This is a genomic window from Leptotrichia massiliensis (assembly GCF_900104625.1).
GTDB lineage: Bacteria > Fusobacteriota > Fusobacteriia > Fusobacteriales > Leptotrichiaceae > Leptotrichia > Leptotrichia massiliensis.
Map to the genome: position 1 here is coordinate 416833 of NZ_FNVZ01000005.1, position 14130 is coordinate 430962.

Below are 14130 nucleotides of genomic sequence, written 5' to 3' on the forward strand. Positions count from 1 at the left end.
ATTATAAATTCAGTAAATTCTATATAAAAATGGGAAATAATGTAATAAGAAAGGAGATGCTACTTTTAAAGCATGCTTTTAATTAAAAGAATATTACAGATATTTTAATATAAAGTAAATACAGTAGCAGGAGGAAATAATGTTAGAAACATTAATTTTTAGAGAAATAAGATACAATGAAAATAACGAGCGGCTTCTTAAAGAAAATTTGGAAAAAATAAAAGAGAATCCTGATGATGTGGAAGTATTAAAAACATTAGCTTCCATCTATCACGCACTAAAAGAAAATGATAAAGCAATTGATATTTATGAAAAATTGGTAAAATTAAAGCCTGAAGAAATAGAAACAAGAGCATTTTTAGGTTATTTGTACTATGAAAATGAAGAACTTGACAAAGCTGAAGAAAACTTTAATAAGGCACTTGATGTAAGCACAGAAGACGAACCGTTTATATTGTTCCTTTTGGGAAATATTTATTCAAGAAAAGGTAAAATCTCAGAAGCAGTTGACTGTTATGAACTTGCTATATTCTTTGATTTTGATATGTATATTGCACATATTGATTTTGCTAGAAAATATGAACATATGGGACGGCACCAAAAGGCGCTTGAAGAATACAGGGCGGCCTTTAGAATTGATTCAAGGGATGAAGGGCTTATTGAAAAAATAAACTACATCGAAAATAAATGTAAAAATTCAGAAGATGAAGATAAAAAAGTAAATTTTTCAGGAGTAAATTTAGGAATTGTTTAAAATTAAACTGAATATTTTTAAATAAAATATAGTTTTAGAAAGTTGTCGTATGATAACTTTCTATTATTTTTTAAATGATGTTAAAGGAGAGAAAAAGTGGTAAATTTAGTATGTGAGGCTATTCTTCCAGATTGTCCGATGAAGGATGTGGAAGAAATTGAAAAAAGTATAATGACAACCTATAAAAAGAGCATATGGGCAAAATTTTTGAAAGCAATTAATGATTTTGATATGATACAGGATGGGGATAAAATAGCCATTGGAGTTTCTGGCGGAAAGGATAGTTTGCTTTTAGTAAAACTGTTTCAGGAATTGAAGAAAGATAAACGGAAAAATTTTGAATTTAAGGCAGTTAGCTTAAATCCTGGTTTCAGAAATTCTGATTTGGATAATTTTAAAAATAATTTGGATAAGTTAAATATTGACTGTGAGATTATTAATACGAATATTTGGGAAATTGCAAATGAAAAGGCAAAGGACTATCCGTGCTTTTTATGTGCTAAAATGCGACGTGGAATTTTGTACACGCAAGTCGAAGAACTTGGATTTAATAAATTGACGCTTGGGCATCATTTTGATGATGTTATTGAAACTACTTTGATAAATATGTTTTATGCTGGTACAATGAAAACAATGACCCCAAAAGTTCCTTCAACTTCTGGGAAGCTGGAATTAATTCGTCCGCTAATTTACGTAAAAGAAGCCGATATAATTGATTATACGAAAACAAATGGGATACGTGCGATGAATTGCGGATGTACAATCGAAGCTGGAAAGACTTCGAGCAAACGTAAAGAAGTAAAAGACTTGCTTGCTGCACTTGAGGAAAAAAATCCTGGAATTAAGCAAAGTGTGTTTAATTCGATGAAAAATATAAATTTAGATTATGTGTTTGGATATACAGGCGGTAAGGAAGTTGAATAAAAATAGGAGCAGTTATTCACTGCTCTTTTTATATATGAGTTTTTTTAGGAAAAGTTAAAAATTTGATTGTATATATGGAAATAATGGAGTATAATTTAAAAAGAAATTGTAAAATAAATAAAAATTTAGGAGTGAATTTTATGAAAAAAAATTTCAATCAAAAGTGGTGGCATAAATCAGTAGTTTATCAAATTTATCCAAAAAGTTTTAATGATACGACTGGAAACAGAGAAGGGGATATAAGGGGAATTATCGAGAAACTTGATTATCTGAAGGAACTTGGAGTGGAAGTAATCTGGATTACTCCAATGTATAAATCTCCACAGAATGATAATGGATATGATATAAGTGATTATTATGACATTGATCCTAATTACGGGACAATGGCAGATTTTGAGGAAATGCTGACAGAAGCACATAAAAGAGATTTAAAAATAGTTATGGATATTGTTGTAAATCACTCTTCTACTGAAAATGAATGGTTTAAAAAGTCTGAAGCAGGGGACTCTGAATATAAGGATTTTTACATATGGAAAGATGCAGTTGACGGAAAAGAGCCTACAAACTGGCAATCAAAATTTGGAGGAAATGCCTGGCAATATTCAAAAAAGAGAGGGCAATATTATTTACATCTGTTTGATGTTACGCAAGCTGATTTAAACTGGGAAAATGAAAATGTAAGAAAAAAAGTGTATGAAATGATAAAATTTTGGCTGAATAAAGGTGTAGATGGATTTAGACTGGATGTTATAAACCTTATATCAAAGGATCAGAGATTTCCGAATGATGATGGAAGTGATACAAGATTCGTACCTGATGGAAGAAGATTTTATACAGATGGGCCTAGAATTCATGAATTTTTGAAGGAGATGAATAGAGAGGCATTTGGTGGAGGAGAACTTATTACGGTTGGAGAAATGTCTTCTACAAGCCTTGATAACTGTATCAGATATTCAAATCCTGATGAAAAGGAATTATCAATGACATTTTCATTTCATCATTTGAAAGTAGATTATCCAAATGGAGAAAAATGGGCAAAAGCACCATTTGATTTTGTGGAGTTAAAAAGGATATTCTCTAAATGGCAAATTGGAATGTATGAAGGAAATGGCTGGAATGCGACTTTCTGGAATAACCACGATCAGCCAAGGGCATTGTCAAGATTTGGAAATGATAAGGAATATCATAGGGAGTCGGCTAAAATGCTTGCCACAGTTCTTCATGGACTGCAAGGGACGCCTTATATTTATCAGGGAGAAGAATTTGGAATGACAAATCCATATTTTGATGATATTAGTAAATATCGTGATGTTGAATCAACCAATAATTACAAAATTTTACTCAATAAAGGATGTTCTGAAGAAGAAGCTATTGAAATTTTAATGCAGAAATCAAGAGATAATTCCAGAACGCCTGTTCAATGGAATGATTCTGACAATGCAGGATTTACAACCGGAACTCCGTGGATCGGAGTACCTGAAAATTATAGGACAGTTAATGCTGAAGTGGCTTTAAAAGATAAAAATTCAGTATTCTATCATTACAAAAAATTAATTGATTTAAGAAGAAATGAAGAATTAATGATAACAGGAAGATATGAAGACATTGATTTGGAAAATAAAAGTGTTTATGCCTACAAACGTGTTGGAGAAAATGGAGAATTAGTTGTAATCAGTAATTTCTATGAACCTGAAGTAGAATTTGAACTGAAAGGAAACGGAGTTACAGGACTGGAAAATGCTCAAGTTCTATTGTCAAACTACGAAGCAGAACCTGAAATTAAAGACGGGAAAATTATTCTAAAACCTTATGAATCAATTATCTTTAAAAAATAATAAAAATCAAAAGCAATAAAAAAAAATAAAATTTACCGTTGAATAGGGTTATCGTTTTTTAAACTTATTTGGCGGTATTTTAAATAAAAAATAAAGAAGGAAATCAAAATGAAGACAGAAATTATATGCGTTGGAACAGAATTATTAGTTGGAGATATAGTGAATACAAATGCACAGTATATTTCAGCAAAACTTACAAATATTGGGATTGATTTGTATTATCAAACTACGGTTGGGGATAATTACGGACGACTTATGGAGTGTCTGGAAAATGCTTTTAAAAGGGTTGATTTGGTAATTACTACTGGGGGACTTGGGCCTACGGTTGATGATATTACGAAAGAAGTGGTGGCTGATTATTTTGGGGAAGAGCTGGAAGTGATAGAGCGATATTATGACTTGATTGTAAAAAAATATAATGAGAGGGGCTTTGGAGAAGTGGCTTCTGGCGGGAGAAAAGAGGCTTCGATTTTAAAGAACTCAGAATTGCTTGATAATGAAGTTGGGCTTGCACCAGGATTTTTTTATGAAAAAGATAATAAAAAAATAATAGTATTACCAGGACCTCCAAGAGAAATGACTTGGATGGTAGATAATCAAGTTTTGCCACTTTTAAAGAAATATTCAAATGATATTCTTTTAATGAAAACCCTTGAAATAAAAGGAGTTCCGGAAGGAAAAATTGACGATAGGCTAAAAGATTATTTTGAAATGTCAAATCCGACTGTTGCACCTTATGCAAAGGAAGGCTGTGTTCATGTAAGAATTGCAATGAAAGGCGATAGAGGGAGTACTGATTACTTGATTGCTGAAATTGACAAGATTGTGAATGAAATTATCAAGATTTATCCGCAGGCGGAGGAAATAAAGGAAGAATAAAATAAAAATATACCCAGATTTTAGATTGAAAAAATTCGAGACTGGGTATGTTTTTTATATTAAATTAAATTTATATAGTGAATTGAAATTTTAATTAAATTAATTCAAATTCTGATTGTGCCTTTTCCATTTCAGTATACATTTTGTAATATCGCCTTTTATTTTCCATAAGCTGCTCATGATTTCCAATTTCTTCGATTATTCCGTTGGACATAACTATAATTTTGTCATAATCCTTTATTGTGTTGAGTTTATGAGCGATTGTAATTACAGTCTTGTGTTTTGTAAGAATACTTAGTGATTTTCTTATTTCGTGTTCGTTGTCGACATCAAGTGAGGCTGTGGCTTCATCGACTAGGATAATTGGGGTATCTTTTAATAAAGCTCTTGCGATTGAAATTCTCTGTTTTTCTCCACCAGATAAAGTAGAGCCCCCTTCTCCAATTATAGTGTCGTATCCATTTTCGCTTTCCATTATAAAATCGTGGCAATTGGCATTTTTAGCCGCATTTATTACTTCTTCCCTTGTAGCCTTTGGTTTTCCAAGCCTTATATTATTTTCAAAAGTGTCATTTACCAAGTAGACATCTTGAAAAATCATGCTTATATTTGTAAGCAGCTCTTCAGGATATATTTTTTGGATATTTATTCCACCAATGGTAATTTCGCCAGACTGGCAGTCCCAGAATCTTGCAATAAGACTAGTAACAGTTGTTTTTCCAGAGCCTGACGAGCCAACTAGGGCAGTTTTTGTACCCTGTTTTGCTTCAAAAGTAATGTTTTTTAGAACAGGAGTGTCTTTTTCATAAGAAAAATTTACATTCTGGAATTTTATATCATAATTTGGTAAAGTAACTTTTTCAAGTTCATAGGAAATTTCCTTTTCATTATGCACATTTATCAGTTTATCTGTGGCAAGTTTCAAGTATTGGATAAAAGTATATTGTGTAGAAAAGGCTTTTAGCACATTTGAAAGTGAAAGTCCAATAATTATGTATGAAAAAAATTCTACTTTATTAATGGAAGAAGCCATAAAAAGTTGTGTAGACACAAGCAGAAGTAAGGCAAAGGAAATATCCGTAATAAGTTGAAAAATCATAACATAAGGGGCAAGAGCAATTTCAGTATTTATACTTTCCCTTTTCAAATCATTAAAGCTGCCCTTTAACCTCTTAAATCGTTCCCCAGTCAGATTATATGCTTTAAAAAGTTCCATTCCAGCAATATATTCCACCATCCGTGAAACAACATTATCCATAGTATGCTTCTTTTTCAAAGCTATTTTTGCACCTTTTTTCGTTCCCAGAATGACAAATACTAATCCAGCCAGCGAAATTATTAGTTGCAGTATGGCAAGCACGGGAGAAATTGCAAATATAATTAACAGAAGATAAATTGTTAGTATAGATAACTTTATAATTTCTGATGTGCTGTGAGTTATAACCTGCTCAAAATCTTGTAAATCATTTGTCATAATATTAATAATATTCCCAATGTTGTGACTGTTAAAGTATCCTAGATTCAAATTTCTCAAATGATCACCCATACTGATTCTCAAATCCTGAATAATTTTAGCCCCCTCACTTTGAATCCCGGTATATCCGATACGATTTAATACAAATCTGCAAATAATTGCAAAAATCATAATAAAAGTATAGATTATGAATTTTTTCAACGTAAAATTATTATTCATCAAATCAATAATTGTAAAATAAAACATTGCATAGTTCATCATATAAAATAAGGCATCTATTGTTAGAAAAAATATTGGATTTTTAAGATTTTTATATTTATTTCCAGCAAGAGTTTTTATATTTCTAATATCGTTAATCATTATCTGCACCCCCTAAATTTCCTTGTTTTCCATCAAATCATTATCGCTATATAAATTCCATAAATGCCAGTATTCTGACTTGTTTTGCAGAAGCTCCTTGTGAGTACCTTGCTCGATAATACGTTCTTTATTCATTACAACGATATTATCGGCATTTTTTATTGTGTAAAGCCTGTGAGCAATGATAATGGCAGTTTTCCCTTTTAGTAAAGTACGTAAAGCCTCCTGAATTTTGGCTTCATTTTCAATGTCGGAGTAAGAAGTAACTTCGTCGAGCACAATAATTGGGGCATTTTTTAAAATGGCACGAGCTATCGAAATTCTCTGTTTTTCTCCTCCACTTAATTTAATCCCATCTTCTCCAATCACAGTTTCATATTTTTGAGGTAAGGATATTATAAAATCGTGAATTTGTGCCTTTTTTGCAGCATTTTCCACTTCTTCCAGCGAATAATCCTTTCCCATTCTTATATTCTCAAAAATAGTATCGTGAAGCATAAATGTATCCTGAAAAACAAACGAAACATTGTCAGCCAATCCTGTGTAAGCAAAATCCTTAATATCAGTTCCATCAATCGTTATTTTCCCGCTATTTATATCCCAGAATCTTCCAAGCAGAAGTCCTATCGTTGTTTTTCCTGAACCAGAAGGCCCTACAAGTGCAGTTGAAGTTCCAGCCTTTATTTCCAAAGAAAAATCATTTATAACATTTTTATTTTTATATGCAAAATTTACATTTTCATATTTTATAAAACCTGAAAAATTAGAAGGAAAATTTACACTTCCAGATTTTTGCTCCTGTTCCCTATTAATTTCCATAATCTTCCCTAGCCCTTTAGTTAATGCTGAAAGATGGTGTGCCAAGTCAAATAATGCCTTTAATGAGCTTAAAAAAATTGTACTCATCAAAATAAATAAAATATACACAGATACTGAAATTTGATTATGAAACAGCATAAGTCCACCAACTGGAATAATGAAAAGCAGGCCCGAATCAGTTAGACAGAGAAAAATCGAGTAAAACGGCACACTTAGTTCTGTAAGCTCAATCCAGTAATCTGCATATTCCTGAGTAATATCCCGATAATCCTTGAATGATTTAGCAGTAAGATTAAATGCTTTCATAACGTTCATTGCATTTATGTATTCCATAATAGTAGCGTTTAAGTTTGCAAGAAGAGTGTAATAATGTTCAACACTACTTCCATAACTTTGAAACATTTTTCCCTGTGCCATTATGCTCAAAATAATTGGAATAAATAAAACAAGTGTCAATTTCCAGTTAAAGTAAATCATAATCCCTAAAAATATTATCGGAGTTACAAGTGCCGATGATAAATCTGGAATCTGATGTGCAATAAAGAGTTCCAATTTTTCAATATCCTCATTAATAATCTTTTTCAGTTTTCCAGTCATATTTTTCTTAAAAAACCCCATATTCAGCTTTGACAAATGCTCAATCAAATCAATTCGAATTTTGTACAAAATCGAAAAAGCTGCAATATGTGAAAAAACACCTGATAAAATTTGCATAATTATTTTTACAATTATAAAAAATATCGCAATAAATACACAGAACTTTATTTTCAAATAATCAATATTTGTTTTAAAAAGTTCAAGAACAATCTGATACACAAGAAGATAAGGCACAGCAGACAATGTTGTACCAATTATACTGAATATTGCTGAAAAAATCAGCTTCATCTTATGTTTACCAGATAAACTTAATAAATATTTCAATTCTTTCATAATAATCTCTCCATTCACTTGTCAAAGAAAATACGTTATTAAACAAAAAAATAATAGATTATTGAATCAATTTATTTTTCATAAATATAAATTCCAAGTCGATTATTAGCAATATAGAACAGAGGAACAAATAATTTTTTCCAGCCAGGAAGATGATGTTTCATTTCATCTGTGAAATTAATAAGTCCAGTTTGCTTTAATTTTGGATTCAATTTTACAATTTCACTTCCATCTTTTACTCCCCATTTGAAATCTGCGTTCATATTTTTTATGGTATCATGTTTTTGGTTCATTTTAACTGTTCCTTTATAAAGCAAGTCAAACTGAGCTTCAAAAGAATCAAAATTATCAGTTAGTATCTCCAAAAACTGTTTAATCTTCTGTTCTTCAAAATACATTAATACACCTTCGGAAATAATAAGTAATTTCTTCCCTTCCAGCTTAATATCTTTTGTCCATGTTGAATCAAATGCAGATTTTGCAATATCTGTAACTCGTTCATTAGGTTCAAAAAATAATTTTCGTTTTTCAATAACTTCTGGCAAGTCAAGATTGTACCATCTTATTTTTCCATTATCTATTCGTAAAAATCTTGTATCTAGTCCACATCCAATCGACACAATTACACAATCTGGATATTTTTTCATAAATTTTTTCACTTCATTATCCATCATTTTTGCACGTGAAAGCACACCATAATACGAAGCCCATGCATGTTTAAATTTTGAAAAATCATAGTTTATCTGTGAAATTATTTCTTCAGATTTTTTATCATTCAAGATAGGTTTTTCGCTTTTAGCATCAGTTGCCCGCATATACAAAGTAATAAGCATAGTTTCAGAGACATTGTCAAGTTTTATTCCCATAACACGCCCCTCCTTATTATAAAATTTTGATTATCAAACTATCTAATAGAATTATACCCGCATTTATTCAAAATGCAAGTTTTATTTAAAAAATAAAAATAGTTATTAAACTGTTAAAATCATATAAATTTGGTATTTGAGACCAATAATTATAATCGTAAGCCTATTTATATAAAGGAAAATTGATTGAAAAATAGCCTGAATTATGGTAAAATTAGTTATATTTTTATTGAGGGAAATTGATAAATTTGGAGATTTATAAATGGTTAAAAGTAAAGACAGATTCTTTAATTTTGATATTTTAAAATGTATTGCGATTAGTATGGTTTTATTTATTCATATTGTTGCAAGCGAGCTATATAATTATGGTAAAATATCTGGAAACAGATGGATGATGGCAAATATTACAGATTCATTTAGCAGAATGTGTGTGCCGATATTTGTTATGGTTAGTGGTTTTTTTCTGTTGAGAAAAGATGAGGATGTGAAAATATTTTTTAAAAAAAGATTTGCAAAAATTCTTCCTAAGTTTTTTGTATATTCTGTTATTTTTTTTATATTTACAATAATTTTTAAAGATGTTAAAGATAATGAATTATTTTCAGTTTTTTTTAGAAAATCAACTTATAAGACTATAATTTCGATTTTTTTCCAGAAAGAAAGTTATAATAATTTTTTTTCAAACTTTTTTCAAGGGAAAATTTACTATCATTTGTGGTATATTTATATGATATTGTCGCTTTATTTGATAACCCCGTTTTTACGAAAAGTTGTAGAAAAAATTGATAGAAAAAGTATTAATTATTTAGTTTTTGTGTGGATAATATTTATGATTTTAGTACCATTTCTAAATGTTATTTTTAAGAAAAATATAAAAATATATTCTCCAGCTGGGCAATATGTCGGTTACTTCTTAATTGGCTATTTACTTACAGAAAAGCCTTTGAATATGAAAAAATGGAAAAAATATACAGGTTTTTTAATAGCAGTGTCACTAACGGTCTTTTTAACATACATATTTACAAAATCAAGTGGAAAATTTTTTGACTATTTTTACGATTATCACTCAGTTAGTGTATTTACAGCCACAGTTTTTCTTTATGATTTCATTGTAAATATTTTTGATGGAGAAAAAGTTTTAGGCAAAGTAAAAGGAATTATAAAGTCTGTATCAACGAAAACTTATGATATTTATTTAATTCATCCGATTTTTTTATTTTTTTGCGAAAGAATATTAAAGTCCAGAATGAATTATTTTTTATATATAACTATTACGTTTTTAATAGTATTTTTGCTATCGTTTTTTACAAGCAAAATATTAAATAGAGTATATAATTTTTTAGCTGGAATAAATAAAAGGAGGGAGAAATATGGCAGAAAAAAAGACTAGAAATAGAAAGCCATTGCCAATAGGGGTGTCTGATTTTAAGGAAATTGTAGAAAATAATTATTATTATATTGATAAAACAAAGTTAATAGAGGATATTTTACATTACAGGGCAAAAGTAAACTTATTCACACGTCCAAGAAGATTTGGAAAAACCCTTAATATGTCAATGATTAAATATTTTTTTGATATAGAAAATAAAGAAGAAAACCGAAAATTATTTAACGGATTAAATATTTCTGAAAGTGAACAGATGCAGGAGCAGGGGCAATATCCTGTTATATATATAAGTTTTAGGAATATGGAAGAAGTTAGCTGGGAAAAATGTCTGAGTCAGATAAGAGATTTAATAAGAAATATTTATATAGAATTTAAGTATATAAGAAAAAAATTGGATGAATTTGATTTGATGGATTTTAACGATATTTGTTTTAATAATGAAAATTCAAATTGGAAAGGCTCATTGAAAGCGTTGACAAAATATTTGTATGAATATTATGGGAAAAAAGCTGTTGTGCTGATAGATGAATATGATACGCCGATAATTCAGGCTTATCAGGAGGGATACTATAAACAGGCAATTTCTTTTTTTAAGAAGTTTTATGGAGATGCAATGAAAGATAATGAATATTTACAGTTTGGAATTATGACTGGAATATTGAGAATTGCAAAAGAAGGAATTTTTTCAGGATTAAATAATTTGAAAGTAAATAATATCTTTAGTGAAAAATATTCAGAGTATTATGGACTTACCGAAAATGAAGTTATTGAGGCTGTGAAATATTATGGGCTGGAATATGAGATGGAAGATGTAAGGGAGTGGTATGACGGTTATCAGTTTGGAGAAACTGAAATTTATAATCCTTGGTCGATTATTAACTTTTTGGATGAAAAAAAATTACATCCCTATTGGATAGGCGTTTCAGGAAACAAGACAATATATGATTTGTTAGGAAAAGCAGATAAAAAAGTAATAGAAGACCTGGAAAAACTTTTTGTTGGGAAAATAGTTTATAAGGCAATAAATGAATATATGGAATATGCATTTAATGCAAGTGATATATGGGAATTGTTTTTGTACAGCGGATATTTGACAACTGATGGTGAGAAAAAGGGGGAACTCTATCCATTAAGGCTTCCAAATAAAGAAATACAGACTTTTTTTAGAAAAATTTTTATAGATAGATTTGTTGGAAATTATACACAGTTTTCAAATATTGTAGAGAATTTAAAAAATGGAAAAATAGAAGAGTTTGCAAAAGGGCTTCAAGACGAGATACTTTCCTCACTTAGTTATTTTGACACGGAAAAAGATGAAAAGTATTACAAAATATTTTTAATTGGGATATTTATAATATTGGAAAACGATTACATTAGGTTGTCGGAAAGAGAAAGTGGCTATGGAAGGGAAGATTTGGTTTTAGAGCCTAAAAATAAAATAAATCCAGCGTATATATTTGAATTTAAAGCTGTAAATAATGAAGATGAGCTGGAAAATTATGCAAAAGCTGGGTTTGAACAGATAAAAGAGAAAGAGTACGATGTGGAATTAAGAAATAGAGGAACAGGCAGAATTGTCTGCGTTGGGCTCGCGTTTTATAGAAAAAAAATTAAAATGAAATATGAAATAATGAAGTAAAATTATAATTAACTATTATTCAGCAAGAATAAAACAATAGTGTTAAGTTGCTGAATGTATATTGTAAAAATGGAATTATAAGTTATGAACATTTAATTTTAAAGAAGAAAAATAAAAAAGGAAGTGTAATTTAGAATGGCAGTAAGCGGGATGAAAAAAAATTATTCCTATTTGTTTGGGATATTGACTATTTTAATGTATTTTATAGGACTATTACTTGTAAATCGGGGACTTGGATTTACAAATGTTATTGTGATTGTTTTTTCAATGATAATTTATTATGTGGCGAATATTTACAATATGGCAGGAAGATATAAATTACGGGATATTGTGATTATTATTGGAATTAACTTTATTCTTGTTATGATTACGACATTTTTACGTATTTTCATTCTGAATGAGGCGATAATTCTGTTTGGGCTGATTACGATGTTTCAAATTATTTATCGTTATATTATAATGATTGGGCTAGCCGAAAAGCAAAAAATCGTTTTTGTTGGACAAAATGGATATACACAGGATTTACTCGAAAGCATAAAGAAAGATCGTCAGTATAAATTATCAGACTTTTTAAAAGAAGAAAAGACTATGGATACTTTAACAGAAAAATTATTGAATTTATGTGAAAATAAAAAAGTTGATATAATTGTCGATTTTACAAGCAATCTTTTATATGATACAAAGCTTGTAGATAAACTTTTGCAGTATAAACTTGGAGGAATACAGTATTATAACTATCTGGAATTTTATGAAATATACGAAAATAAATTGCCAGTTTCAAACTTGAGTCCAAAATGGTTTTTGGAAAATACAGGATTTGAAATTTACTACAACAGTTTTAATTTGAAGGCAAAACGTATTCTTGATATAATTTTCGCACTTTTAATCGGAGTTTGTGTAATTCCAATTATGATTGTTGCTGCAATAATAATAAAACTGGAATCAAAAGGACCGATATTCTTTATACAGGAAAGAATTGGGGAAGGAAATAAGCCATTTAAAATAGTAAAATTTCGTTCAATGACAACTGATGCTGAAAAAGATGGACCAAAATGGGCTACAAAAAACGACAACCGTGTCACAAAATTTGGAAAATTTATGCGTCTTACAAGAATTGACGAATTGCCACAACTATGGAATGTGCTGCGTGGAGAAATGAGCTTTGTAGGACCACGTCCAGAAAGAGAATTTTTTATAAAACAGCTGGAAAAGGAAATTATGTACTACAATTTAAGACATACTGTAAAACCAGGGCTTACTGGCTGGGCACAAGTTATGTATCCGTATGGAGCGAGTATTGAAGATGCTTACAGAAAATTGCAGTATGACTTGTATTATATAAAAAATCACGATATTTTGTTTGATGTGAAGATATTGTTAAAGACAGTTACGATTGTAATTTTTGGAAAAGGGAGATAATAATTTTGGATTTTTGAGAGAAGGTAATGAAATTTATTAATGGAGGACAGAAATGAAAAAATTTATTTTAATAATTTTATCAATTTTAGTGGTTTTATTTGTATTATTATATGTGATACTATTTCGTGATTATAAAACTTCTGAAAAAACAAAAAAATTTATAGTGTCTCAGTATAGTGATAAAAATAAAACGATAAATACTTTTTGTAGTGATTATTATGAATTTTCCAAAGCGTATAGCAAAGGGAAGGATGAATATTATGAATCAATGAATTTAAGAAAAACAGGAGAAAATATATGGACTGGTCAATATTCTAAATCAATTAATAATAAAGATGAGATTACAAAAGAAGTTATATATAAAAATGAAAAGTATTATGATTCCAAGACAGGAAAAGAAATAACAGACTTTAAACCTTATTTTCAGACTAGTGTGATAAAATATGAGGAATTAAAAACAACAGAAGAAGTGAGTACAGGAATTATATCAGATCATAGTCCAAATGAAGGATATTTTCGTGGAAAATATTTAAATAAAAAATTATTTAAGGAATTTTTTAAAGATTCAGACTGGAATTTAGAAGGGGATTTGAAAATGGATGTAAATTATCAAAGTATCGAACCTTTTTATTACCAAATGATAATTGAAACTGAAAATGAAAAATTACGTTTGAAGGAAAGTTGCAGATATATAAAATAAAATTTTAAAAGGAAACGATATGAATATTGGAGTAAAAAATCATTGTAGAAGGATTTGAAAAAAGTTTTAGGGAAGAATACAAATTGGGATAGTAAAGCATAGTAAAGTTATATTATAAAAAAGAGTTGTTAAAAAAATTAGGAG

General features: G+C 29.4%; 11 protein-coding genes. 8 read left to right on the forward strand and 3 right to left on the reverse strand.

Annotated elements, in window-relative coordinates:
• Nucleotides 1-139 precede the first annotated feature (139 nt).
• The 4 genes from BQ5344_RS05880 (at nt 140) to BQ5344_RS05895 (ending at nt 4392) form a co-directional block, all read left to right on the forward strand.
• The gene (locus tag BQ5344_RS05880) at nt 140-754 is read left to right on the forward strand and encodes a tetratricopeptide repeat protein (protein WP_071124547.1); all 615 of its coding nucleotides are present in this window, start codon (nt 140-142) and stop codon (nt 752-754) included.
• Nucleotides 755-850: 96 nt separating this feature from the next.
• Entirely contained in the window at nt 851-1678 is an 828-nt protein-coding gene (locus tag BQ5344_RS05885; RefSeq protein ID WP_106394730.1) for a tRNA lysidine(34) synthetase, read from the forward strand.
• Nucleotides 1679-1818: 140 nt separating this feature from the next.
• Nucleotides 1819-3513, forward strand: coding sequence for an alpha,alpha-phosphotrehalase (gene treC, locus BQ5344_RS05890; protein WP_071125492.1), 1695 nt, complete (start codon nt 1819-1821; stop codon nt 3511-3513).
• 108 nt (nt 3514-3621) lie between these two features.
• On the forward strand, nt 3622-4392 hold the full coding sequence (locus BQ5344_RS05895) for a competence/damage-inducible protein A (RefSeq protein WP_021769084.1): 771 nt from the start codon (nt 3622-3624) through the stop codon (nt 4390-4392).
• Between the two features lie 94 nt (nt 4393-4486).
• Here BQ5344_RS05895 and BQ5344_RS05900 read toward each other — a convergent pair whose 3' ends face one another.
• The 3 genes from BQ5344_RS05900 to BQ5344_RS05910 all read right to left on the reverse strand — a co-directional run bounded on the left by BQ5344_RS05900 (nt 4487) and on the right by BQ5344_RS05910 (nt 8841).
• Entirely contained in the window at nt 4487-6226 is a 1740-nt protein-coding gene (locus BQ5344_RS05900; protein WP_071124548.1) for an ABC transporter ATP-binding protein, read from the reverse strand.
• Nucleotides 6227-6238: 12 nt separating this feature from the next.
• A complete protein-coding gene (locus BQ5344_RS05905; RefSeq protein ID WP_071124549.1) occupies nt 6239-7975 on the reverse strand; it encodes an ABC transporter ATP-binding protein in 1737 nt (578 codons plus the stop codon).
• A 71-nt stretch (nt 7976-8046) separates the two neighbouring features.
• Nucleotides 8047-8841, reverse strand: coding sequence for a class I SAM-dependent methyltransferase (locus BQ5344_RS05910; protein ID WP_071124550.1), 795 nt, complete (start codon nt 8839-8841; stop codon nt 8047-8049).
• Between the two features lie 262 nt (nt 8842-9103).
• Between BQ5344_RS05910 and BQ5344_RS05915 the strand changes: the two genes are divergently transcribed.
• The 4 genes from BQ5344_RS05915 (at nt 9104) to BQ5344_RS05930 (ending at nt 13986) form a co-directional block, all read left to right on the forward strand.
• Complete coding sequence (locus tag BQ5344_RS05915) at nt 9104-10231, forward strand: acyltransferase (RefSeq protein ID WP_071124551.1); 1128 nt, start codon at nt 9104-9106, stop codon at nt 10229-10231.
• A complete protein-coding gene (locus BQ5344_RS05920) occupies nt 10212-11867 on the forward strand; it encodes an AAA family ATPase (protein ID WP_071124552.1) in 1656 nt (551 codons plus the stop codon). Before BQ5344_RS05915 ends, BQ5344_RS05920 begins: the two co-directional genes overlap by 20 nt.
• A 135-nt stretch (nt 11868-12002) precedes the next feature.
• Complete coding sequence (locus BQ5344_RS05925) at nt 12003-13286, forward strand: exopolysaccharide biosynthesis polyprenyl glycosylphosphotransferase (protein ID WP_071124553.1); 1284 nt, start codon at nt 12003-12005, stop codon at nt 13284-13286.
• 52 nt (nt 13287-13338) lie between these two features.
• Nucleotides 13339-13986 (forward strand): hypothetical protein, encoded by a 648-nt coding sequence (locus tag BQ5344_RS05930; RefSeq protein ID WP_071124554.1) that lies wholly within the window; start codon nt 13339-13341, stop codon nt 13984-13986.
• The last annotated feature ends 144 nt before the right edge of the window (nt 13987-14130 follow it).

What these genes read in the sequence shown, in the direction of transcription:
- BQ5344_RS05880 (WP_071124547.1), top strand. Translation starts at nt 140, where the DNA reads ATGTTAGAAACATTAATTTTTAGAGAAATAAGATACAATGAAAATAAC.
- treC (WP_071125492.1), top strand. Translation starts at nt 1,819, where the DNA reads ATGAAAAAAAATTTCAATCAAAAGTGGTGGCATAAATCAGTAGTTTAT.
- BQ5344_RS05895 (WP_021769084.1), top strand. Translation starts at nt 3,622, where the DNA reads ATGAAGACAGAAATTATATGCGTTGGAACAGAATTATTAGTTGGAGAT.
- BQ5344_RS05900 (WP_071124548.1), bottom strand. Translation starts at nt 6,226, where the DNA reads ATGATTAACGATATTAGAAATATAAAAACTCTTGCTGGAAATAAATAT.
- BQ5344_RS05905 (WP_071124549.1), bottom strand. Translation starts at nt 7,975, where the DNA reads ATGAAAGAATTGAAATATTTATTAAGTTTATCTGGTAAACATAAGATG.
- BQ5344_RS05910 (WP_071124550.1), bottom strand. Translation starts at nt 8,841, where the DNA reads ATGGGAATAAAACTTGACAATGTCTCTGAAACTATGCTTATTACTTTG.
- BQ5344_RS05915 (WP_071124551.1), top strand. Translation starts at nt 9,104, where the DNA reads ATGGTTAAAAGTAAAGACAGATTCTTTAATTTTGATATTTTAAAATGT.
- BQ5344_RS05920 (WP_071124552.1), top strand. Translation starts at nt 10,212, where the DNA reads ATGGCAGAAAAAAAGACTAGAAATAGAAAGCCATTGCCAATAGGGGTG.
- BQ5344_RS05925 (WP_071124553.1), top strand. Translation starts at nt 12,003, where the DNA reads ATGGCAGTAAGCGGGATGAAAAAAAATTATTCCTATTTGTTTGGGATA.
- BQ5344_RS05930 (WP_071124554.1), top strand. Translation starts at nt 13,339, where the DNA reads ATGAAAAAATTTATTTTAATAATTTTATCAATTTTAGTGGTTTTATTT.